At 66.6% G+C, this 22,223-nt stretch carries 17 protein-coding genes; 7 read left to right on the forward strand and 10 right to left on the reverse strand.

Annotated elements, in window-relative coordinates; all coding sequences use genetic code 11:
- Nucleotides 1-149: 149 nt before the first annotated feature.
- The 5 genes from purL (at nt 150) to C507_RS0118500 (ending at nt 3,771) form a co-directional block, all read left to right on the forward strand.
- Nucleotides 150-2,351, forward strand: a complete 2,202-nt coding sequence (gene purL / locus C507_RS0118480; RefSeq protein ID WP_018701210.1) for a phosphoribosylformylglycinamidine synthase subunit PurL — start codon at nt 150-152, stop codon at nt 2,349-2,351.
- Nucleotides 2,352-2,405: 54 nt separating this feature from the next.
- On the forward strand, nt 2,406-2,642 hold the full coding sequence (locus C507_RS0118485; RefSeq protein ID WP_018701211.1) for a BolA family protein: 237 nt from the start codon (nt 2,406-2,408) through the stop codon (nt 2,640-2,642).
- Between the two features lie 62 nt (nt 2,643-2,704).
- The gene (gene grxD / locus C507_RS0118490) at nt 2,705-3,040 is read left to right on the forward strand and encodes a Grx4 family monothiol glutaredoxin (protein WP_018701212.1); all 336 of its coding nucleotides are present in this window, start codon (nt 2,705-2,707) and stop codon (nt 3,038-3,040) included.
- A gap of 159 nt (nt 3,041-3,199) precedes the next feature.
- Nucleotides 3,200-3,457, forward strand: a complete 258-nt coding sequence (locus C507_RS0118495) for a type II toxin-antitoxin system ParD family antitoxin (protein ID WP_018701213.1) — start codon at nt 3,200-3,202, stop codon at nt 3,455-3,457.
- A 5-nt stretch (nt 3,458-3,462) separates the two neighbouring features.
- On the forward strand, nt 3,463-3,771 hold the full coding sequence (locus C507_RS0118500; RefSeq protein ID WP_018701214.1) for a type II toxin-antitoxin system RelE/ParE family toxin: 309 nt from the start codon (nt 3,463-3,465) through the stop codon (nt 3,769-3,771).
- An 81-nt stretch (nt 3,772-3,852) separates the two neighbouring features.
- Here C507_RS0118500 and gatA read toward each other — a convergent pair whose 3' ends face one another.
- The 9 genes from gatA to C507_RS0118550 all read right to left on the reverse strand — a co-directional run bounded on the left by gatA (nt 3,853) and on the right by C507_RS0118550 (nt 15,804).
- The gene (gene gatA, locus C507_RS0118505; protein WP_018701215.1) at nt 3,853-5,328 is read right to left on the reverse strand and encodes an Asp-tRNA(Asn)/Glu-tRNA(Gln) amidotransferase subunit GatA; all 1,476 of its coding nucleotides are present in this window, start codon (nt 5,326-5,328) and stop codon (nt 3,853-3,855) included.
- An 83-nt stretch (nt 5,329-5,411) separates the two neighbouring features.
- Nucleotides 5,412-5,699, reverse strand: a complete 288-nt coding sequence (gatC, locus tag C507_RS0118510) for an Asp-tRNA(Asn)/Glu-tRNA(Gln) amidotransferase subunit GatC (RefSeq protein WP_018701216.1) — start codon at nt 5,697-5,699, stop codon at nt 5,412-5,414.
- Nucleotides 5,700-5,826: 127 nt separating this feature from the next.
- Nucleotides 5,827-6,993, reverse strand: coding sequence for an ABC transporter permease (locus tag C507_RS0118515; RefSeq protein ID WP_026319238.1), 1,167 nt, complete (start codon nt 6,991-6,993; stop codon nt 5,827-5,829).
- Nucleotides 6,990-8,015: an ABC transporter permease gene (locus C507_RS0118520; RefSeq protein WP_018701218.1), complete on the reverse strand. Its 1,026-nt coding sequence runs from the start codon at nt 8,013-8,015 to the stop codon at nt 6,990-6,992. Before C507_RS0118520 ends, C507_RS0118515 begins: the two co-directional genes overlap by 4 nt.
- Nucleotides 8,016-8,150: 135 nt before the next feature.
- A complete protein-coding gene (locus C507_RS0118525) occupies nt 8,151-10,061 on the reverse strand; it encodes an ABC transporter substrate-binding protein (RefSeq protein WP_018701219.1) in 1,911 nt (636 codons plus the stop codon).
- Entirely contained in the window at nt 10,061-11,959 is a 1,899-nt protein-coding gene (locus C507_RS0118530; RefSeq protein ID WP_018701220.1) for an ABC transporter ATP-binding protein, read from the reverse strand. Before C507_RS0118530 ends, C507_RS0118525 begins: the two co-directional genes overlap by 1 nt.
- Nucleotides 11,960-12,173: 214 nt before the next feature.
- On the reverse strand, nt 12,174-12,479 hold the full coding sequence (locus C507_RS0118535; protein WP_018701221.1) for a hypothetical protein: 306 nt from the start codon (nt 12,477-12,479) through the stop codon (nt 12,174-12,176).
- Complete coding sequence (locus tag C507_RS0118540; protein ID WP_018701222.1) at nt 12,470-14,476, reverse strand: adenylate/guanylate cyclase domain-containing protein; 2,007 nt, start codon at nt 14,474-14,476, stop codon at nt 12,470-12,472. The genes C507_RS0118535 and C507_RS0118540 overlap by 10 nt, the downstream gene beginning before the upstream one ends.
- 113 nt (nt 14,477-14,589) lie before the next feature.
- Nucleotides 14,590-15,804: an acyl-CoA dehydrogenase gene (locus C507_RS0118550; RefSeq protein ID WP_018701223.1), complete on the reverse strand. Its 1,215-nt coding sequence runs from the start codon at nt 15,802-15,804 to the stop codon at nt 14,590-14,592.
- A 191-nt stretch (nt 15,805-15,995) separates the two neighbouring features.
- On the opposite strand from C507_RS0118550, the gene pepN reads away from it, so the two are divergent.
- Nucleotides 15,996-18,638, forward strand: a complete 2,643-nt coding sequence (gene pepN, locus C507_RS0118555) for an aminopeptidase N (protein ID WP_018701224.1) — start codon at nt 15,996-15,998, stop codon at nt 18,636-18,638.
- A gap of 246 nt (nt 18,639-18,884) precedes the next feature.
- Nucleotides 18,885-21,293, forward strand: coding sequence for a PAS domain-containing sensor histidine kinase (locus tag C507_RS0118560; RefSeq protein WP_018701225.1), 2,409 nt, complete (start codon nt 18,885-18,887; stop codon nt 21,291-21,293).
- Nucleotides 21,294-21,381: 88 nt separating this feature from the next.
- Here the strand turns inward: C507_RS0118560 and C507_RS22005 are convergent, their stop codons facing one another.
- Nucleotides 21,382-22,116 (reverse strand): EF-hand domain-containing protein, encoded by a 735-nt coding sequence (locus C507_RS22005; protein ID WP_018701226.1) that lies wholly within the window; start codon nt 22,114-22,116, stop codon nt 21,382-21,384.
- Nucleotides 22,117-22,223 lie beyond the last annotated feature (107 nt).

Here is a 22,223-nt window from a genome sequence, read left to right on the forward strand (position 1 = left end):
CTGCGGATGGCCCGGTGTGCAGGAAAATGCATGCAAATTCCAGCCGTCAATCCACGCCGGATGGGGCCGGGAGCGTTCCAATCGATTGACGCGCGCGCCGCACCCGCCTATCGCCGGGGGACAGATCCGCAAAAGGCCGCCGTCCGCCCATGACCATCCCGAACGCGATCCCGATCACCCCCGAGCTCATCGCCGAGCATGGCCTCACGCCTGACGAGTACGAGCGCTTTGTCGGCCTGATCGGCCGTGAACCGACGATCACCGAGCTCGGTATCGTCTCGGCCATGTGGAACGAGCACTGTTCCTACAAGTCGTCGAAGAAGTGGCTCAAGACGCTGCCCACCAAGGGGCCGAAGGTCCTGCAGGGGCCGGGCGAGAACGCCGGCGTCGTGGACATCGGCAACGGCCGGGCTGTGGTCTTCAAGATGGAGAGCCACAATCACCCCTCCTACATCGAGCCCTACCAGGGCGCGACGACGGGCGTGGGCGGCATCCTGCGCGACGTGTTCACCATGGGCGCGCGCCCCGTCGCGGCACTGAACGCGCTGCGCTTCGGCTCGCCCGACCATCCGCGCACCCGCCATCTGGTCTCCGGCGTCGTGGCGGGCGTCGGCGGCTACGGCAACTCCTTCGGCGTGCCCACGGTGGGCGGCGAGGTCGAGTTCGATCCGTCCTATGACGGCAACTGCCTGGTGAACGCCATGGCGGTCGGCCTCGCCGATACCGACAAGATCTTCCTGTCGAAGGCCGAGGGCGTCGGGATGCCGATCGTCTATCTCGGCTCCAAGACCGGCCGGGACGGCGTTGGCGGCGCCACCATGGCATCCGCCGCCTTCGACGACACCATCGAGGAGAAGCGGCCGACGGTTCAGGTCGGCGACCCGTTCTCCGAGAAGCTGCTTCTGGAAGCCTGCCTCGAGCTGATGCAGACCGGGGCGGTGATCGCGATCCAGGACATGGGCGCGGCCGGCCTCACCTGTTCGGCAGTCGAGATGGGCGCCAAGGGCGATCTCGGCGTGCGCCTCGACCTGGACCACGTGCCGGTGCGCGAAGAGGCGATGAGCGCCTACGAGATGATGCTCTCGGAAAGCCAGGAGCGCATGCTCATGGTGCTGAAGCCTGAGCTGAGGGCCGAGGCCGAGGCGATCTTCGTGAAGTGGGGGCTGGACTTCGCCGTCGTCGGCGAGACCACCGACGATCTGCGCTTCTCCGTCTGGCACCAGGGCGAGGAAGTCGCCAACCTGCCGATCAAGGAACTGGGCGACGAGGCGCCGGAATATGACCGCCCCTGGGGCGAGCCGGCGAAGCCCGTGCGTCTTTCCGCCTCTGACGTGCCGGCCACCGACGATCTCGGCGCCACGCTGCTGTCGCTGGTCGGCTCGCCGAACCAGTCCTCCCGCCGTTGGGTCTGGGAGCAGTATGACCACATGATCCTGGGCGAGACCGTCTCCGGGCCGGGCGGCGATGCCGCGCTCGTGCGCGTCGACGACACGCCGCAGGGCCTCGCCATGACCGTCGACGTCACGCCGCGCTACTGCGCCGCCGATCCTTTCGAGGGCGGCAAACAGGCGGTGGCGGAGGCCTGGCGCAACCTGAGCGCCGTCGGCGCCGACCCGCTGGCGGTCACCGACAATCTCAATTTCGGCAATCCCGAGCGGCCCGAGATCATGGGCCAGTTCGTCGGCTGCATCAAAGGCATCGGCGAGGCCTGCACGGCGCTGGCCTTCCCCGTGGTCTCCGGCAACGTGTCGCTCTACAACGCCACCGGCGACGAGGCGATCCTGCCGACACCCACCATCGGCGGCGTCGGCACGCTTCCCGACATCGCCAAGAGCGCGGTTGCCGCGTTCGGCGCAACGGGCGAGCGGATCCTGCTTCTCGGCGGCCACGGCAAAGAGATGGGCCAGTCTGTCTATCTGCGCGACGTCCTGGGCCGATCCGAGGGGGCGCCGCCACCGGTGGACCTGGAGCGCGAGCGCAACCACGGCGACTTCGTGCGCCACGCCATCCGGGAGATGGGCCTGCGCTCCTGTCATGACATCTCGTCCGGCGGCCTCGGCGTAGCGCTTGCCGAAATGGCGATGGCGTCCGGCCTCGGCTGCACCGTCTCCATGCCGGATCCGGCCCACGTGGCCCTGTTCGCCGAGGATCAGGCGCGCTACGTTCTGTCCGCGCCGGCGGAGCTGGCCAGCGCCCTGACGGACGCCGCATCGAAGGCCGGGATCGAGATCATCGAGCTCGGCACCGTCGGTGGCGGGGATTTGACGGTGGAGGGTACGCTCTCCATATCCGTTGCATCCCTTGTCGAGGCGCACGAGAATTGGTTCCCGGCCTTTATGGGCGCGAACTGAGGGCCTCCAGGGCCGAGACACCGGGACGTCGAGGGAAAGGACGCGAACCGCACCATGGCGATGGATGCCAGCGAGATCGAGAAACTGATCAAGACCGCCCTGCCCGACGCAGATGTCGAGATCCGCGACTTGGCGGGTGATGGCGACCACTACGCGGCGGTCGTCGTTTCGGCGGAATTCAAGGGCAAGACCCGCGTCCAGCAGCATCAGATGGTCTACAATGCGCTGCAGGGACAGATGGGCGGCCAGCTCCATGCCCTGGCGCTGCAGACCTCTGCGCCCGAGGCCTGAGGCCGGGGCGCGACCTTCTGAACCGCCGGGCCTTGACCCCGGCCGGATACGGAGACTTTCGAATGAGCGACGTGAAAACCTGGATTGCCGACACCGTCCGTGACAACGACGTCATCCTCTTCATGAAGGGGACGCCGACCTTCCCGCAGTGCGGGTTTTCCGGCCAGGTCATCCAGATCCTCGACTATCTTGGCGTGCAGTATCAGGGCGTGAACGTTCTGGAGTCCGACGACCTGCGCCAGGGGATCAAGGACTATTCCAACTGGCCGACGATTCCGCAGCTCTACGTGAAGGGCGAGTTCGTCGGCGGTTGCGACATCATCCGCGAGATGTTCCAGGCGGGTGAACTGCAGACCCACTTCAAGGACAATGGCATCTCGGTCCGCGAGACCGCCTGACCGTCTCCACCTTCGTGCCTGACACAAGAAAGGCGCTGCCGGCGATCACCGGCAGCGCCTTTTTTCATATGCAGCTTGGCACGTGCACTGGCACAGAGAATGCCAAACTTTGCTACACTGCCAGGTATCCTCGAGCTGCTTGCCGCATGGGAGGTCGCAATGAACCTGAACGTCTCGCTCACCGACGAGCTGCATCGCTACGTCAAATCCAAGGTCGATTCCGGACGTTACACGTCGTCAAGCGAGGTGGTTCGCGAGGCCTTGCGCCTGCTTGAGAAGCACGATCAGGCAGAGGCCGAGAAGCTCCGCTGGCTGCAACATTCCTACCAGGAAGGCCAGGAGAGCGGCGACTTTGCACCCCTCGACCGCGAGGCCGTCCGCTCCGAAGGGCGGAGGCGCCTCGCCGCGAAAGCCTGAATGGAATGGCCTCGATCGTCTATTCGGCAATGGCTCGTGCCGACATCACGGAACTCTGGACCTGGATTGCCGAACGGGATGGCGAACGTCGCGCCGAGGAGATCGTAGACCGCCTCGATGTGCGAATCCGGCAACTGGCCGATCGTCCGGATCTGGGGCCCGCGCGACCCGAGATCCATCCGGATGCCCGCAGCCTCGTCTGTGGCCGCTGGCTCATTCTCTACGACCACACAGTCACGACAGTGCGGATCATGCGGGTCTTGGATGGTGCGCGAGACCTGTCAGAGGCCTGGCAACCCAATCCCAATCGTTAAGCAGCTCGGACCCGGCAATGGGTTGGCACTTCAACGCAAAGCCGGGCCGGAAAGCCGTACGATAACAGTCCCTGGCTTCGCTCAGGCCCACCACTTGGTGGCGGTGAAGGAGCCGGCGGCTTCCTCGATGGCGCGGGCGGGCGCGAACAGGCCAGCCTCACGGAACGGCTGCCCGATGAGCTGCAGACCGAGCGGCAGGCCCTCCGACGACAGGCCGGCGGGAACCGCGATGGACGGCAGGCCGGCCATGTTGATCGGGACCGTGAAGACGTCGGAGAGATACATCTCGACCGGATCGTCGGTCTTGGCGCCCAGCGGGAAGGCAGGGCCCGGCGTCACGGGCGCGAGGACCGCGTCGACACCGTCGGCGAAGATGGTCTCGAAGTCGCGCTTGATGAGCGTGCGGACCTTCTGGGCCTTCAGATAGTAGGCGTCGTAGTAGCCGGCAGAGAGCACGTAGGTGCCGAGCAGGATGCGCCGCTTGACCTCCTCGCCGAAGCCGGCGGCACGGGTCTTCTGGTACATCTCGACGATCTCGTCGGCCGGCACGCGCTCGCCGTAGCGCACGCCGTCATAGCGCGCGAGGTTGGACGAGGCCTCGGCCAGCGCCACGATATAGTAGGCCGGCAGGGCGTACTTCGTATGCGGCAGGGAGACCTCGACGACCTCGGCACCGGCGGCGCGCAGCCAGTCGGCACCTTTCTGCCAGGATTCCTCGATCTCGGCCGGCATGCCGTCGACCCGGTATTCCTTCGGCAGGCCGATCTTCAGCCCCTTCATGGGCGCCTCGAGGGCCGCCTCGTAGTCCTCCACCGGCGCATCCACCGAGGTGGTGTCCTTGTCATCGACGCTGGCGATCACCTTCAGGATCGCGGCGGCGTCGCGCACCGTCCGCGCCACCGGGCCGGCCTGATCGAGCGACGAGGCATAGGCAACGATGCCGTAGCGCGAGCAGCGGCCGTAGGTCGGCTTCAGGCCGACGGTGCCGGTCAGGGCCGCGGGCTGGCGGATCGATCCGCCGGTATCGGTCCCCAGCGCTGCGGCGCACAGGTGGGCGGCAACGGCGGCTGCGGACCCGCCGGAGGAGCCACCCGGGGTGCGCGGCGTGTCGTCACCGGCCGCCTTCCAGGGGTTCACGACCGTACCGAACGCCGAGTTCTCGTTGGACGAGCCCATGGCGAACTCATCCATGTTGAGCTTGCCGAGGAGCACCGCACCGGAGGCCCAGAGATTCTCGGTGACGGTGGATTCGTAGGGCGGAACGAAGTTGCCGAGGATGTTGGAACACGCCGTGGAGCGGATCCCCTTCGTGCAGAACAGGTCCTTCACGCCGAACGGGACGCCTTCGAGCGCGCCGGCCTTGCCCTCGGCGCGGCGCTTGTCGGAGGCAGCGGCCATCTCGCGCGCCTTCTCCGGCGTCTCCAGCACGTAGGCATTCAGCCCGCGCGCACCCTCGATGGCCGAGAGATAGGCGTCGGTGAGCTCGCTGGAGGTGAACTCGCCGGCAGCGAGGCCGTCGCGGGCTTCGCAGAGCGATAGCGCCGTCAGATCCGTCACGGGGTCGATCCTTTGCTCAGGCGCCCTGCCCGCGCCGGATGCGCGGACGGGCAGACATCAAACGGGACAGGAAGGCGGGAGGATTACTCGACCACCTTGGGAACGAGGAAGTAGCCGTCCTCGGACTCCGGTGCGTTGGACAGCACCTCGTCGACGCGGTCGCCGTCGGTGACGCGGTCCTCACGCATTTTCATGGCGGTGGCCACGACGGCCGTCATCGGCGGCACGTCGGTCACGTCCACTTCGTCGAGCTCGTCGACGAAGGCGAGAATGCCGTTGAGCTCGGCCGTCAGCCGTTCCGCCTCTTCCGGCGTCACAGCAATCCGCGCGAGCGAGGCCACGTGCTTCACCGTGCTGGAATCCACCGACATGGTGCGGTCTCCGAAACCCGAAATTCCGAGAATCCGCGCCGTTGCCGGCGCGGGGTTCGCCGCTTGATAGCACCGCCCCGCGCGGCGGGGCAACGGCGGTCGACAAACCCCGCCGCAGTGCCCGGACTTAGTGCTTGTACGGGTCCGCCGCGTCCCGCAGGCCATCGCCGAGGAAGTTGAAGGCGAGCACCACGATGATCACCGGGATCACCGGCGCCATCAGCCACGGATAGACCGTCACCACGGTGATGTTCTGGGCCTCGTTGAGCATCACGCCCCACGACACCGCCGGACGCTGCAGGCCGAGATTCAGGAACGACAGGGCCGTTTCGCCGAGGATCATGGTCGGGATCGACAGCGTCGCGGAGGCGATGATGTGGCTGGTGAAGCCCGGCAAGAGGTGCTTGCGGATCACCCGTCCGGACGGCGCGCCCATCAGGACGGCGGCCTTGGCGTAGTCTTCCTCGCGCAGCGACAGGAGCTTGGAGCGCACCGCGCGCGCCAGGCCCGGCCAGTCGAGCAGCCCGAGAATGATGGTGATGCCGAAATAGACCCAGCCCTGGCTCCAGGTCACGGGGATGGCCGCAGACAGGGCCATCCAGAGGGGAAGCTCCGGCAGCGAGCGGAGGATCTCGATCAGTCGCATGATCGCCGAATCGACGATGCCGCCGAGATAGCCGGCCAGCCCGCCGAAGAACATGCCGAGCAGGATGGAGATGGCCACGCCGACGAGGCCGATGGTCAGCGAGAGCCTGGCTCCGTAGACGAGGCCCGACAGCACATCACGCCCCAGCCGGTCGGTACCGAGGAAGAAGGCCGTACCGCCCTTGGCCGGGCAGACCAGGTGGAATGTCCCCTCGCCCAGCCCCCAGAAGTCGTAGTCGTCGCCGAGGCAGAAGAATCGCAGCTTCTGCACGTCCGTGCGGTCGGGCGAATACTCCCACTGCAGCGTGTCGAGATTGACCTGGGAATCGTAGCCGTAGACGAACGGCCCGACGAACCGGCCCTCGTGGAAAAGGTGGGGCAGTTGCGGCGGGGCGTAGAGGTGGTTGTTGTCGCGCGTGTTCGGGTCGTAGGGCGCGATCACCTCGGCGAACGGAACGCAGAGATAGAACAGCACCAGGATGGCGCCTGACCAGACCGCCAGCTTGTGACGGCGGAAGCGCCACCAGATGATCCGCCATTGCGAGGCCTGGTAGAACTTCTCCTGCTCGGGGGTGAGGGTCTCGGCCTCCTGCGGATCGAACGGCTCGCGGTCGACATAGTGCTCGGTCATGGGGGACAGGTGGCTCATGTCTTTGCCTGGCCTCCAAGACGAATCCGGGGATCGAGAACGGCGAGAAGCAGGTCGGAGACCAGCATCCCGAGAAGGGTCAGCACCGCAACGAACAGCAGGATGAAGCCGGCCAGGAACTGGTCCTGCGACTGCAGGGCGGAGAGCAGCACCGGACCTACGGTCGGCAGGTTGAGCACAACCGAGACGATGACCGAGCCCGACACCAGCGACGGGATCAGGTTGCCGATGTCGGAGATGAACGGGTTCAGCGCCATCCGCAGCGGGTACTTCAGGAGCAGCTTGTTTTCCTTCAGCCCCTTGGCGCGCGCGGTGGTCACGTATTGCCGGTGCAGTTCGTCGAGCAGGTTGGCCCGCAGGCGCCGGATCATGGCTGCCGTTCCGGCAGTGCCGATAACGATGGTCGGCACGATGAGGTGGGCGAGGATCGATCCGAGCTTGGCCAGGCTCATGGGCTGGTCGACATATTGGGGATCCATCAGGCCGCCGATGGACAGATCGAACCATGCGTTCGCCAGGAACAGCAGGATCAGGCCGAGCAGGAAGTTGGGCGTGGCCAGGCCGATATAGCCAAGGAAGGTGAAGCCGTAGTCGCCCCAGGAGTACTGGCGCGTGGCGGAGTAAATGCCGATCGGGAAGGACACGATGTAGACGAAGAGGATGGTGGCGAAGTTCAGGACGACGGTCAGGAGCAGCGTCCCCGAGACCACCTCGTCAACCGGCTTCTGGAACTCGAACGACCAGCCCCAGTTGCCCTGGATGAGCCCGTCGAAGCCGTTCGGTCCCGGCCAGATCCCGACCCAGATGGCGTAGCGCTCGATGAACGGACGATCGAGGGCGAACTGGTCGCGCAGGAACTCGACGCGGGCGATCGCTGCCTGCTCGCCCTGCATGCGCAGCTGCTCGATCTGGTTCGACAGATAGTCGCCGGGCGGCAACTCGATGATCGCGAAGATGAGGAAGCTGATGACGAACAGCGTCGGCACCATCGTCAGCAGCCGTTTGAGGATGTAGACGCCCATGATCTCGCTGTCGCTCGGCCTCCCGTCCTTGCAGAACGAGGAGCCGGTTTAAGGAACGGTCAGGAGCCGAGCCTCCGACCGGGCGGCGGCGCTGCACCCAGCCGGGCGCAAACGACCGCCGCCATGCCGATCATCCTATTCGGACTGGTCGAAGAAGAACTCGTCCATGCGATAGATACCGAACTGGGCGCCGGGATCCCAGCCATAGACGCCCTTCTCCGGCACGTTCTTGAGCCGGTCCTTCACCACCACCGGCTGGCGAACGCCGGCGACGGTGCCGATGGTCAGCTGCTCCTCGGCGTGGATCCGGAGGATCTCGTGCCACTTCGCGGCCATCGCCTCGCCGTCCTCGGCCAGCAGCCAGTCCTGGTAAGCCTGGTACAGCTTCTGCACCGGCTCGTAGTCGATCTGCAGGCCGCTCTCGCCCTTGCTCATCACGTAGGCGCCCCAGGCCGGCCCGACATAGAACGTCGTATCCAGCGGCACGCGCTGATGCGGCGCCATTTCCGGGGTGGGGATGCCGTTGTCGAAGCCCGACCAGACCAGCATCTGCAATTCGCCCGCGAACGCCCGGTTGCGCAGGATGTCGCGCTGGCTGGGCCGGATGAACATGCCGACGCCGATCTCCGCCCAGGTATCCTTGATCAGCTCAAGCGCATCGATTTCCTCGCTGCTCTCGCCCGAGGTCTCGATGATCAGCTCCAGCGGGCGACCGTCCTCCAGGATGCGCACGCCGTCGGAGCGACGCTCGGTCAGCCCTACCTCGTCGAGCAGCGCACCCGCCTGCTCCAGGTCGAACTGGGCCCAGACTGTCTGATACTCTTCCTTGAACAGGGGGCTGGCATCGAGAACCGCGTTGTTGCTGGGCTTGGCGAGGCCGAAGAACAGCACGCGATTGATCGCATCGCGGTCGATGGCGAGCGACAGGGCGCGGCGGAAGCGCACGTCGCGGAAGAGCTTGCGCAGCACCGGGTCGTTCAGGGTCAGGTTCGGGTAGATGGTGATCTGGTTGGCCTTGGCGATCGGCCAGAGCCGGGTCTTGTAGCCCTCGCTCTCCTCGCCGCGCTTCAGGACGGTGATATCGGAGAAGCCGAGCCCCCGCGCCTGCAGGTCGACCTCGCCGGCCTGGGTCTTGGCGGCGATCAGGCTGCCCTCGGACACGTTCATGACCACCCGATCGACGTAGGGAAGCTGCTGCCCGGTGGAATCGATGCGGTGATAGAAGGGGTTGCGGATCATGATGGCGCGCCGGTCCGTGCCCAGCTTCGACGGCACCCACGGCTGCAGCGAGGGCAGGTCCGGGTTGGTGGCGTCGTACATCTCGTCCTGCTGGTTATGGAGCTGAGCCCAGTTGCGGACCTTCTCCTCTTCGACCGCAGACTGGATCGCGTCGGGATCACCGTAGGCCTTGTGGAACTGCTTCAGATAGTGGGCCGGGCGATAGATGAACGGCGGCGCAGACTGCGCCAGGGTCGGCAGAAACTGCGGGTTCGGCTCGGGCCACGTGTAACGCACCGTGGTGTCGTCGATGACCTCGAAAATCGGCGGCGTGCCGTTCACCAGCATGAACGGCGGAGGCCCGGACGGCGTCAGCTCCTTGTTGCTGATCACGTCTTCCCAGTAGTAGCGGAAATCCTCCGAGGTGAACGGCGTACCGTCAGACCATTTGTGTCCCTCCCGCAGGAACAGCGTGAAGGAAGCGCCGTCCTCGACCTGCACGTCGGCGAGAATGTCCGGCACCAGGTCCAGCTCCGAGGTGTAACCGACAAGGCGGGCATATCCCCACACATTGATTAGGCGTACGTCCTTGGCCCGGCCGATCAGCGTTTCGATGTCGCCGCCGGGAATGCCCGTGTCTCGGCCCTCTTCCGGAAGATCGACAATCAGCGGATCGGCAGGGATGCGCTCGGCAAGCGGCGGCAATCCGTCGGGGTGCGTCCGCGACAGGGTCGGCGTTTCCTTCAGCTCCGGCAGATCCTGCGCCAAGGAGCCCGATGATCCGGCCAGAGCGAGAGCGAGAGTGGCGAGAACGAGACGAGTGAGCATCACACGGCTTCCTTCAGGGACGGGCTTGCGAGACCGGGCGCGCAGACGAAATGATCCGGCGAGACTTCGACGAGAACGGGCTGCGTGTCCGCATCCAGCCGGTATGGCTCCGGCCAGGCAGACGGCTGCGAGGCTCGCGTCTGCGACAGGTGATCGAAGTCGAGCGGGTGGTCGAGGCTGGCTTCCGGCACGGCGGCCAGCAGCGCCTGGGTGTAGGGGTGCTGGGGATCGTTCACGACCGTCGAGGTCGGGCCCATTTCCACCAGCCGGCCCTTGCACATCACCGCGACGCGCTCCGACAGGTAGTCCACGACCGCGAGGTTGTGGCTGACGAACAGGTAGGTCAGGCCAAGTTCGGCCTTGAGGTCCTGCAGGAGGTTGAGGATCTGCGCCTGGACCGAGACGTCCAGGGCGGAGACCGGCTCGTCGCAGACAACCAGATCGGGCCTGAGCGCGAGTGCCCGGGCGATACCGATACGCTGGCGCTGACCGCCGGACAGCGAGTGCGGATAGCGGCGCAGATAGCGCTGGTCGAGCCCCACGAGCGCCATCAGCTCGCGCACCCAGTCGGCACGCTCCGCCGAGGTGCCGACATTGTGGATGATGAGGGGCTCCATCAGGATCTCGTTCAGCGACATGCGCGGATTGAGCGAGGAGAACGGGTCCTGGAAGATCATCTGGACGCGGCGGCGATAGTCCATCAGGTTCGCGCCGCGCAGGGCGTAGATATCCTCCAGCCCCCTGCCCGCGTCGAACCGGACACTGCCGCCATCGAGGTCCAGCGCCCGCATGACGGCATTCGCCGTGGTGGTCTTGCCGGAACCGGATTCGCCGACGAGACCCAGACACTCGCCCCGCTGGATGGTCAACGACACACCATCGAGCGCCTTCAGCACACGCCCCTGACTCTTGCCGAACAGGCTGCCGCCCTGGCGAAGCGCGAACGTCTTGGAGATGTTGTCGACAACGAGCAGCGGCTCCCCGGCCCGGGCGCCGGCCGCCTCGGCGGGCGCGCGCTCCTTGGACAGAAGGCCGCCGATCTTCGGCGCGATGGGCCGGATCGGCTGGAGCCGCTCGTTGGCATCCATGTGAAAGGTCGGCACTGCGTCGAGAAGCGCCTTCAGGTAGGGATGCTCCGGCGCGCGGAACACGGTCTCAACCGGCCCCGCCTCCATGACGCGACCCTGGTAGACCACCACCACCGCGTCCGCCATATTGGCCACCACGCCGAAATCGTGGGTGATCAGCAGTACCGACATCTGCAGCTCTTCCTGCACGTCGCGGATGAGCTTCAGGATCTCGGCCTGGATGGTGACGTCGAGGGCGGTGGTCGGCTCGTCGGCAACCAGCAGTGCCGGCCGGCAGATCAGCGCCATTGCGATCATGGCGCGCTGGCGCAGGCCGCCGGAGAGCTCGAACGGATAGGTATCGAGCGCACGGTCGGGATCGGGGAACTGCACCAGCCGGAGCATGTCGCGGGTGGCCTCCCGGGCCTCCTCGCGGGACATGTCCTGGTGCAGCCGGGCCGCTTCGCCGATCTGATCGCCGATGGTGTGGAGCGGCGACAGCGAGGTCATCGGCTCCTGGAAGATCATTGCGATCCGGTTGCCGCGGATGTCGCGCATGAGCGGTCCGTCACGTTCCAGCGACGCAATGTCCACCGGGGCGGCCTCTCCGGCCGGGTCGGAGAACAGGATCTGACCGGATGCGACCTTCGCGGCGGGGGGCAGAAGGCCCATGACGGCCTGGGAAATGGTCGACTTTCCACAGCCGGACTCGCCTACGAGCGCAATGGTCCGGGCGTTCGGAACGTCGAATGAGACGCCGTTGACCGCGCGCGTGGTGCCGCTATCGGAGTGATAGTCGATGCACAGATCCCGTATGGATACGACGCTCACTCGTCCTCCCCGACAAAGCTACCGTCCGGCCACGGGCTCCCCTCCCCGACGGCGGATGCCGTTCCCCACTAGAGCATTTTCCAGCCGAGGGAAATCACTGCGGCGGCCGAAAACGATCTCGCCGACCGCTTTAACGCACAAGCAGTGCGAAATGGTACCGTGCAATGCGAGGAATGCGCCGACCGTGTCCTTTCGGTCGGCCAAGATCGCAGTCCTAGCTGAGATCGGTCTCGTCGATCTCTTCGTAAATGCCGGCCACGACGGTCCTGTCGACAAGAGCAGCAATCCGTTCGTGCCTGGCCGCCTCGCCATCCGCGGTCCGCTGAAGCCACGCATCGAGCTCCTCGCGGGTCACGTCCATCCGGGCATAGGACACGATCTCGCTGGGATCCTTGATGCTGCGCGCGTGCGTGACGTGCACCGGACGGCCGAAGTGCCCCTCCTCTGCCAGCCAGGCTTCCTTGAAGGCTTCGAAGGTCGCGCCGTCTTTCAGGCGCCGCACCAGCACCGCTACGAACACTCCGGATCTCCTTCGGTGGCAGGCCCCCGCAGGCCGGGCACCCCCGCCTCGTCCATCAGTCGCCAGATCTCCACCAGCGCCTCGCGCCCCTGCAGATGGACCGCACCGACGGCCTCGCGGCTGACCGGATAGCCCAGCCTGCGCACGGTCTCCTCGCTGGCGAGCAGGATCGCGTCGGCGTGCGGGTCGATGTTGCGTCCGAACGATTCCAGGCGCGACGCGACGTTCACCGTGTCGCCGACGATCGTATAGTTGACCCGGTCGGGCGATCCGAGATTACCCACGATCACCGGTCCGGAATGGATGCCGATGCGCAGCCTCAAGACCGGTGCGCCACTCACCCGGGCCTCCCGGGCGCACTCCTCCGCGTGATGCAGGATGGACAGTGCGGCACGCACCGCCCGCTCGGCATGATCGGGCACGTCCTGCTCGGCCCAGAAGGCCATCATTCCGTCGCCCATGAACTTGTCGATGATGCCCTGCTCCTGCTCGACGCAGGCGACCAGGCCGGCGAAGTGCCGGTTGAGCAGCGCGGCCGCCTCCTCCGCGCTCATTCGCTCCGACAGGGCCGTGAAGCCAACGATGTCGGTAAACATCACGGTCGCCTGCTGCGAACCGCTGCGGGTCGCCTCGGCAAAGCCGAGCTGCATCAGCCGGTGGACGAGCTGTCGCGGCACGTAGAGCGAAAAGGTGCGCAGGCCATCGACCATGGCATTGAAGGCGCGCGCTTCGGAGTCGACCTCGTGGATGCGGCTCGCCGGCAGCCGGCTGACGTTGTCGAACTCGAATCGCGCAATCCGTTCTGCCTCTGGCGCGACGCGGCCGATGGCTCGGGCAACGGCCCGGCCGGTGAGGATGGCGACGATCACCGAAAGGACCAGCAGGCCCAGCCCGAGCAGGAAGGAGCCGCGCAGCCGGTGCACCTCGTCCATCACCTCGTATTCGGGCTGAAACAGCACCGCGTACCAGGGCTCGGGCCCGTACCCCCTGATCTCACGGGCAAGCACGACGAAGGGCCCGTCCGTCGTTTCGATGGTGCTGACGGAGACCCCGGCGTCAAACGCCCGCCTGAACCCGACCAGCGGCTTGCGATCGGGAAACTGGCTGAGGATGGGGTCGTCCAGTCGGCCCAGGGGCACCGTCGGATCCTGCTCCTGCGCATCCAGCGGCACCAGCTTGCCCGTCAGGGTGGTGTGGGCGAAGACCGTGTCGTCTCCATACAAGAGCGCCACGGCGCTGGAGAATTTCCGGCCGATGTCCTCCACGATCGACGAAAAGCCGTCGATGCCGACCGCCGCCACGACGTAGCCCTCGAGCCGCCCGTTGCGGGCCAGCGGAGCCGCGACATTCATGAAGGTTGCCCCCGCGACATGCACGGGAGGCCCCCACTTCGGCGGGTCGCCAAGGCGAATTGTTCTGAGGGCTTCCTCGATGACGGGCGACACGGACTCCGTCTGGGTGGTGAACTCGAAGTTGCCCTTGTCGTCTCGAAAGACGCCCTCGGCATTGAAATCGCGCGTGTAAACGACGATGGCGCGGATGGCCTCGTCGGCCGCCAGCATGCCCTCGAACAATGCGGTCCGCCGGTCCGTGCGCTGCAGATCGATCTGGCCGGTCTCGTAGAGACGCGTCAGGGCCGCGACCGACGGCTCCACGTTGGCCACGCGGTCGGTGATCCGCTCGACGAGCGTCTCCATCACCAGGACCGCCTTGTCGTTCAAAAGGGTGTAGGTGTTCTGGAAATTGGCGCTGATGGTGAGCGCCAGCACGCTCAGGATCGCAGCCGCGACCAGCAAGCCCGACGTGCCGGCGAGGAAGACCGCCAGCGAGATGCGCGGCCAGCGGCGAGTGCCCTCGCGCGCTTCCGGCTTCGAGGAGCGGCCGGCCGCACGCACGGCGGAGCGGCCGTTGGACAAGGCCGCAGCCTGGGCAACGTCCTTCGCCACAACCGGCCCCGAGGGCTCATCGCCCCCGGCGGACGTCTTCCGCTCGCGCACCGCTGTCGCTCCCCTGTCGTTTCCGGCCCTTGCGCTCCACCGCCCCTTTCACCTCGACAGTGCGCCGAAAGCGAGGCGGCAGCCGGACCGGAAACGCCGGGAAGGGCGCCGCCCTACGAGAAGGCCTGAATGCCCGTCTGCGCCCGGCCCAGGATCAGGGCATGCACGTCGTGCGTACCCTCGTACGTGTTGACGGTTTCCAGGTTCGCCATGTGGCGAATGACCTGGAACTCCTCGGAGATGCCGTTGCCGCCGTGCATGTCGCGGGCCTGCCGGGCGATGTCCAGGGCCTTGCCGCAGTTGTTGCGCTTGATGATGGAAATCATCTCGGGCGCCATCTTTCCGTCGTCGAACAGGCGACCGACCTGCAATGCCGCCTGAAGGCCGAGCGAGATCTCGGTCTGCATGTTGGCCAGCTTGAGCTGCACGAGCTGCGTGGCGGCCAGCGGGCGACCGAACTGCTTGCGGTCGAGGGTGTACTGGCGCGCGGCGTGCCAGCAGAACTCGGCTGCGCCCATGGCGCCCCAGGCGATGCCGTAGCGGGCGCGGTTGAGACAGCCGAACGGCCCCTTCAGGCCGGCCACGTTGGGGAGCAGGTTTTCCTCTGGCACGAACACGCCATCCATGACGATCTCGCCGGTGATGGAGGCGCGCAGCGACAGCTTGCCCTGGATCTTCGGCGCGCTGAGGCCCTCCATCCCCTTGTCGAGGATGAAGCCGCGGATCTGGCCGTCGTGCGCGGCCGACTTCGCCCACACGACGAACACGTCGGCGATGGGCGAGTTGGAGATCCACATCTTGGTGCCGGTCAGCTTGTAACCGCCGTCCACCTTGTCGGCGCGGGTCTTCATGCCGCCGGGATCGGAGCCGGCATCCGGCTCGGTCAGGCCGAAACAGCCGACGAACTCGCCGGACGCGAGCTTCGGCAGATATTTGTGGCGCTGGTTTTCGTCGCCGTAGGCGTAGATCGGGTACATGACCAGCGAGGACTGCACGCTCATCATCGAACGGTAGCCGGAATCGACACGCTCCACCTCGCGCGCCACCAGGCCGTAGGAGACGTAGCCGGCGCCGACGCCGCCATATTCCTCCGGCACGGTTACGCCGAGCAGACCCAGCTCGCCCATCTCGTTGAAAATGGCGCGGTCGGTCTTTTCTTCGCGATAGGCATCGATCACCCGCGGCTGCAGCTTGTCCTGCGCATACTGGGCGGCCGTGTCACGGATCATCCGCTCTTCTTCGGAGAGCTGATCCTCAAGAAGGAAGGGATCGGACCAGACGAACGCGGAGGTCGTCTTCTTGGGGGCGGAATCGGCCGCAGCAGTCATGCCGTGTGTCTCCTACTCGGGCTTTCGCGATTGGCCGCACACTATAGGGGCGAGCCCGTGGCGGGCAAGCGCGCCCTAGCGCGACCCCCGTCGCGGGCGTTATGACGGATCCGGCCATGCTGCTACGGTTTCGCGGCCGAACCGGACACCTCTGTCGATCACACCCATCCGCCAATTTTGGGACGCACCCGATGAAGACTTCGACCGGCCAGACCGTCCGCCTCGAGGACTACCGCCCGACGGACTATGCGATCGATACGGTGAACCTCGATTTCCGCCTCGATCCGACTGAAACCCGCGTGGCGGCAACGCTGGCCGTCGAGCCGCGTGAAGACACGGCCGAGGGCACTCCGCTCGAGCTGGTCGGCGACGGCCTGACGTTCGTGACGGCGTCGGTCGATGGCAGCACCCTGGCGGAAGACGCCTTCGACGCCACCCCAGACGCCTTCATCCTGAAATCGCCGCCGGCGGCCCCCTTCCGGCTGACGATCGAGACGCGGATCAACCCGGAGGGCAATTCGGCCCTGATGGGGCTGTTCCGCTCCAGCGGCACCTACTGCACCCAGTGCGAGCCCGAAGGCTTCCGTCGCATCACCTACTTCCTCGACCGACCGGACGTCCTGTCCGTCTACACAACGCGGCTGGAGGGCCCGAAGGACCAGGTCCCGGTGCTTCTCTCCAACGGCAATCCCATTGAGGAAGGCGAGCTCGACGGCGGGCGGCACTACGTCGTCTGGCACGACCCGTTCCGCAAGCCGAGCTACCTGTTCGCGGCCGTCGCCGGTGACCTCGCCCACATCTCCGACACCTTCGTCACCGCCTCTGGCCGTACCGTCGATCTGCGGATCTACGTTGAAAAGGGCAAGGAAACCCGCTGCGACTGGGCCATGGACAGCCTCAAGCGCTCCATGCGCTGGGACGAGGTGCGCTTCGGCCGCGAGTACGACCTCGACATTTTCATGATCGTCGCCGTGTCCGACTTCAACATGGGGGCTATGGAGAACAAGGGCCTCAACATCTTCAACGACAAGTACATCCTTGCCGATCCGGCCACGGCCACCGACGTCGACTACGCCGGCATCGAGAGCGTCATCGCCCACGAATATTTTCACAACTGGACCGGAGACCGCATCACCTGTCGTGACTGGTTCCAGCTCTGCCTGAAGGAAGGGCTCACCGTTTTCCGCGACCAGGAGTTCACCTCCGACGAGCGCTCGCGCCCGGTGAAGCGCATTTCCGACGTGCGCACCCTGAAGGCGCACCAGTTTCCCGAGGATGCCGGCCCCCTCGCCCATCCGGTCAGGCCGCAGACCTATCGCGAGATCAACAACTTCTACACGGCCACCGTCTACGAGAAGGGCGCCGAGGTGGTCCGCATGCTCGCCACCCGCCTGGGCGAGGACGGATTCCGCGCCGGCATGGATCTCTATTTCGAGCGCCATGACGGCGACGCGGCCACCATCGAGGACTTCATCGCCTGCTTCGCCGATGCCACCGGCACCGACCTGGACGCGATGCTGCTCTGGTACGCCCAGGCCGGAACCCCGACGGTGACCGCCAACGGGTCCTGGGACGGAGCCAATCACACCTACACGCTGACCCTCTCCCAGAGCGTTCCGGCAACACCAGGGCAGCCGGACAAGCAGCCCATGCCGATGCCGATCCGCTTCGGTCTGGTCGGCCCCAACGGCGACGACATGGCCTATGACAGGGTCGAGGGGGCGCGGGTTGAAGGCGACGTCCTGATGCTGGAGGAGGCCGAGCAGACGGTCGTCTTCCACGGCATCGGTGCCCAGCCGGTGCCGTCGCTGCTGCGCGGCTTTTCGGCTCCCGTCCGCCTGCGATCCAACGAAACCTCGGAAGACCGGTTGTTCCTGCTCGCTCATGACAGCGACCCGTTCAACCGTTGGGAAGCGGCACAGCGGATCGCCATGGACCTACTGCAGGCCGGGACACGTGCGGTGCGCGCCGAGGGCGACGTCATCACCGACCCGGACTTCCTGCGAGGCCTGGCCACCATCGCCGAGGACGCCAGCCTGGAGCCGGCCTACCGGGCACTCGCTCTGCAGCTGCCGGCCGAGTCCGATGTCTTCCGCGAGATCGGTGAGGACGTGGATCCGGCCGCGATCGCGGTCGCTCGCCGCACCATCAAGGCGGCGGTGGGACAGGCCCTCGCGGGAACGCTGGAACGGCTCTACGGGGAGCTTGCCGACGAAGGCGCCTATTCGCCGGATCCCGAGGCGACGGGACGCCGCGCGCTGCGCAATCTCGCGCTCGACTATCTGGTCTCGGCCGGTGCCGATGGGGCGGAGGCCCGCGCGGTCGCTCATTTCGAGACCGCCCGCAACATGACCGACCGGCTTGCCGCGCTGTCGACGCTGGCGATGCACCGGCTGCCCTCTGCCGAGGCCGCGTTCGAGACCTACGCCGACCTGTTTGCGGGCGACGCGCTCGCCATGGACAAGTGGTTGTCGCTGCAGGCCATGATCCCGGAAGAGGACAATCTCGACCGGGTCCGCAAGCTGATGGACCACCCGGCCTTCTCCTTCTCCAACCCGAACCGGATTCGAGCCCTGATCGGCGCCTACGCCACTGGCAACCCGGTGTCCTTCCATCGCACGGACGGCGACGGCTACCGCTTCATTGCCGGTGTGGTGATGGAGTTGGACCCGAAGAACCCGCAGGTCGCGGCTCGGATGCTGGCCGCGTTCCGGTCCTGGCGCTCCCTGGAGGCGGGACGCCGCACGCTCGCGAAGGCGGAGCTCCAGCGGGTGGCCGACCGCCCCGGCCTGTCCACCGACACGTCGGACATCGTCACCCGCATGCTCGACTGACCGCCGGCAGGCGACGGCGAGCGACGCGCCGGGGCAAATCAGTTGCCCCGGCAGCCCGGTTGCGCCCGCCCGCGACACCCGCTCCAGCCCGCCCGCGCAACCAAATTCGCGAGCCGGATTCGCGGGTTGACGGAAAATTAATCTTAATGCTGGACAACAGGATTCGCGTCGATTCAAATGGAAATGATTCGGCGCTGATCGGCGCGTTTCGCTAACGCAATCAAACGGTTTCCAGGGGATATTGCCATGGCGCGCGCGGGGGCGGCCCACGCGACCATTCGACGTCGCGCATCTATCTCATGGCTTTTTTCCGCGGCCCAGCAGAGGCTGCAGGGCCTCGTTTCGCCGGCATCCACCGGCGAGGCGGAGACCCCTTCCGAACGTCTCAGCGGTCACGTCCGCCTGCTCGCCGCGCCCGGCTATCGGCAGCTGCTCGACACGGAGCCGCTGTTCCGCAAGGCCATCCCCTTCCTGACGATCATTTTCGTGCTGGTCATCGCCGCCTACCGGACGGCGGTCATCGTCGCCGACTACGAGGCGACCGACGAGGCCGCCAAGCAGGATCTCGCCCTGATGGCGAGCGCCATGTCGGCACGGATCTCGGCCGTCACCGACAGCGCCGCCGGCACGCTCGACCGCGGCCGGATCGCGGCGGCGCTCGCCGAGGCGCTTCCCTCCGGCGCGACCCGCAACGATCGCCAGATCGTGGTCGCGGACGCCGCGGAAACCATTCTCGCCACCGCGCCCTACCGGCCGGAGCTGCTCGGACAGCCGCTGACGGCGATCCTCGGCTCCAACCAGCCGCTCACCACCTTCGGCGAGCGCGCTGGCGTCCTGGAGATCACCCCGCTTGGCCAGAACGACACAACCTACGCCACCGTCCATCATCTGGACGGAGATGTCGGCATGGTGACCATCACGCAGCCGGTGGAAGCGGTGTTCTTGCGCTGGCGGCGCGATCTGTCGGCCAACGTCACCCTGTTCGTCTGCACGTCGGGCGTGATCCTCGTTTTGGTCTATGCCTTCTACGCCCAGTCGACCCGGGCCCGCAGCGCCGACCAGATCTACGAGAGCACCCGGGCCCGCATCGACACCGCCCTCACCCGCGGCCGCTGCGGCCTGTTCGACTGGGATCTTGCCCGCGGTCGCATGTTCTGGTCGGCCTCCATGTACCAGGTGCTCGGGCTGGAACCGCGTGACGAGCTTCTGGGCTTCCGTGAATTCGCCGAGCTGGTGCACCCGGAAGACGGCGATCTCTACGCCATCGCCGAAACCATGCTGGCCACCGACACCACCATCCTCGACCGCGCCTTCCGCATGCGCCATGCCGACGGACGGTGGATCTGGCAGCGCTTCCGCGCCGAGCTCGTGTCCGATGGCGCCAACGGCACCCCGCACCTGATCGGCATCGCGCTCGACATCACCGAGCAGAAGCTGATGGCGGAGCGCTCCGCCACCGCCGACCTGCGCCTGCGCGACGCCATCGAGACCGTGTCCGAAGCCTTCGTGCTGTGGGACGCGGAAAACCGGCTGGTGATGTGCAACTCGAAGTACCAGTCGCTGCACAATCTTCCGGACGAGGCCATCCGTCCCGGCTCGCCCTACCAGACCGTGATGCAGGCCGCCCGCCAGCCGATCGTCTCCAGCCAGACCCCGCCGGAGATGATCGAGACGGAGGAAGGCGCGCGCTCCTACGAGGCGGAACTCGGCGACGGCCGCTGGCTGCAGATCAATGAGCGCCGCACCAAGGATGGCGGCTTCGTCTCCGTCGGCACCGACATCTCGGCGCTGAAGCGCCACGAGGAACGGCTGATGGAGAGCGAGCGCCAGCTGCGCGCCACGGTCGTCGACCTGCGCCAGTCGCGCCAGAAGCTGGAAAGCCAGGCCCGCCAGCTGGTCGAGCTCGCCGAGAAGTACGCGGAGGAGAAAACCCGGGCCGAGGACGCCAACAAGGCGAAGTCGGAGTTCCTCGCCAACATCTCCCACGAGCTGCGCACGCCGCTCAACGCCATCATCGGCTTCTCCGAGATCATGCAGCAGGGCATGTTCGGCTCGCTCGGCTCGGAGAAGTACGAGGAGTACTGCAACGACATCCATCACTCCGGCACCTACCTGCTCGGCGTCATCAACGACATTCTCGACATGTCGCGGATCGAGGCGGGCCAGGTCGACCTGTCGGTCGAGGTGGTGGAACTGGAGGAGCTCGTCGGCGAGGCCACGCGCATCATGACGCCGACGGCCCGCGAGAAGGACATCGTGCTGGCCTCCTCCATCGCACCGCAGATGCTCATCAACGTCGACCGCCGCGCGATGAAGCAGATCCTGCTGAACCTCATGTCCAACGCGGTGAAGTTCACCCCGGAGAACGGCCGTGTCACCGTGCGCGCCCGGCTGGAGCAGCAGGCGATCATCGTTTCGGTCGAGGACACCGGCATCGGCATTCCCAAGCGCGAGGTGGAACGGCTCGGCCAGCCCTTCGTGCAGGTGGAGAACCAGTTCACCAAGACCCACCAGGGCTCGGGCCTGGGTCTGGCCATCGCCCGCTCGCTGGTGGAGATGCACGCCGGCACCATGGACATCCGCTCCGAGGTCGGCGAAGGCACCGTGGTCACCGTGAAGCTTCCGCGCGAGCCGCAGGCCAAGAAGCTCTCCTGACGCAATTCCATGCGCATGCAGAAACGGCCGGGGTCGGTATCGACCCCGGCCGTCTGCGTTTCAGGCAGGCGCTTGGAGGTGCCCGGTCCTATTCGGCGTCAGGGCCGTTGGCCGGACCACCGCGCATATCGCCCTGGTGCCAGCCGGGGCGCTCGCCGCGCGGGCCGTCCGCCCCGTGGCCACGCCAGCCATGACGGTCGCCGCCACGCGGGCCGCAATCATCGCCGCGCGAGGCATGGTGCTTGCCGCGGTGGCCATCGTGACCCTTGCCCTTGAGGTGGCCCGGCCCCTTGCCCTTGTGCATCTCGGGTCCGGCCATCTCGCGCATGAGCTTGCGGAAGGTCCGCATCTCCTTGGCGTCGACCGTGCCGTCGTCGTTGCGATCCATCAGGGCAAAGACCTTCTCGCGCTGACGCTGCATCTCCTCGGCGGTGATGGTGCCGTCGGCATCCAGGTCGAACCGGTCGAGGATGTGCTGGCGGCGGCGCTCGATCATGCGCTCGACGAGCGCGTCGTCGATCTCGTCGGTGGTGATCGACCCGTTGCCGTCAGCATCGAACCGGGCCATCGGACGCTCGCCGACCGTGGCGAACTCCTCGATGGTGATGCTGCCGTCACCATTCGTGTCGAGACGTTCGATCATCGTCATGCGCTTGCCGCGCGGACCGCGCTCACGCTTGGCGTCCGGACCGGAGGCGGCGGGCGCCGCTTCGGCCTGAACGGCCGGCGTGTCGGACCCGGTGTCCTGCGCGAAGGCAACGGAGGCCGGGGTGAAGGCGAGCAGCGCGGCAATCGCGAGGCTCGGGACTTTGTGGAAAGCCATGGAATCTGCTCCTCGGTGTCGTTCGGCCGGGTGCGCTGCTGTTGGCGCGGGTCCCGACCCTTCCGGCCGACCCGGAGGCGTTTCGTACGCTTTCCGGCCGGTCTGCA

It is taken from the genome of Amorphus coralli DSM 19760 (assembly GCF_000374525.1).
GTDB lineage: Bacteria > Pseudomonadota > Alphaproteobacteria > Rhizobiales > Amorphaceae > Amorphus > Amorphus coralli.

Coding starts and splice junctions, on each gene's coding strand:
- purL (WP_018701210.1), top strand. CDS start 150: ATGACCATCCCGAACGCGATCCCGATCACCCCCGAGCTCATCGCCGAG.
- C507_RS0118485 (WP_018701211.1), top strand. CDS start 2,406: ATGGCGATGGATGCCAGCGAGATCGAGAAACTGATCAAGACCGCCCTG.
- grxD (WP_018701212.1), top strand. CDS start 2,705: ATGAGCGACGTGAAAACCTGGATTGCCGACACCGTCCGTGACAACGAC.
- C507_RS0118495 (WP_018701213.1), top strand. CDS start 3,200: ATGAACCTGAACGTCTCGCTCACCGACGAGCTGCATCGCTACGTCAAA.
- C507_RS0118500 (WP_018701214.1), top strand. CDS start 3,463: ATGGCCTCGATCGTCTATTCGGCAATGGCTCGTGCCGACATCACGGAA.
- gatC (WP_018701216.1), bottom strand. CDS start 5,699: ATGTCGGTGGATTCCAGCACGGTGAAGCACGTGGCCTCGCTCGCGCGG.
- C507_RS0118515 (WP_026319238.1), bottom strand. CDS start 6,993: ATGAGCCACCTGTCCCCCATGACCGAGCACTATGTCGACCGCGAGCCG.
- C507_RS0118520 (WP_018701218.1), bottom strand. CDS start 8,015: ATGGGCGTCTACATCCTCAAACGGCTGCTGACGATGGTGCCGACGCTG.
- C507_RS0118525 (WP_018701219.1), bottom strand. CDS start 10,061: ATGCTCACTCGTCTCGTTCTCGCCACTCTCGCTCTCGCTCTGGCCGGA.
- C507_RS0118550 (WP_018701223.1), bottom strand. CDS start 15,804: ATGACTGCTGCGGCCGATTCCGCCCCCAAGAAGACGACCTCCGCGTTC.
- pepN (WP_018701224.1), top strand. CDS start 15,996: ATGAAGACTTCGACCGGCCAGACCGTCCGCCTCGAGGACTACCGCCCG.
- C507_RS0118560 (WP_018701225.1), top strand. CDS start 18,885: ATGGCGCGCGCGGGGGCGGCCCACGCGACCATTCGACGTCGCGCATCT.
- C507_RS22005 (WP_018701226.1), bottom strand. CDS start 22,116: ATGGCTTTCCACAAAGTCCCGAGCCTCGCGATTGCCGCGCTGCTCGCC.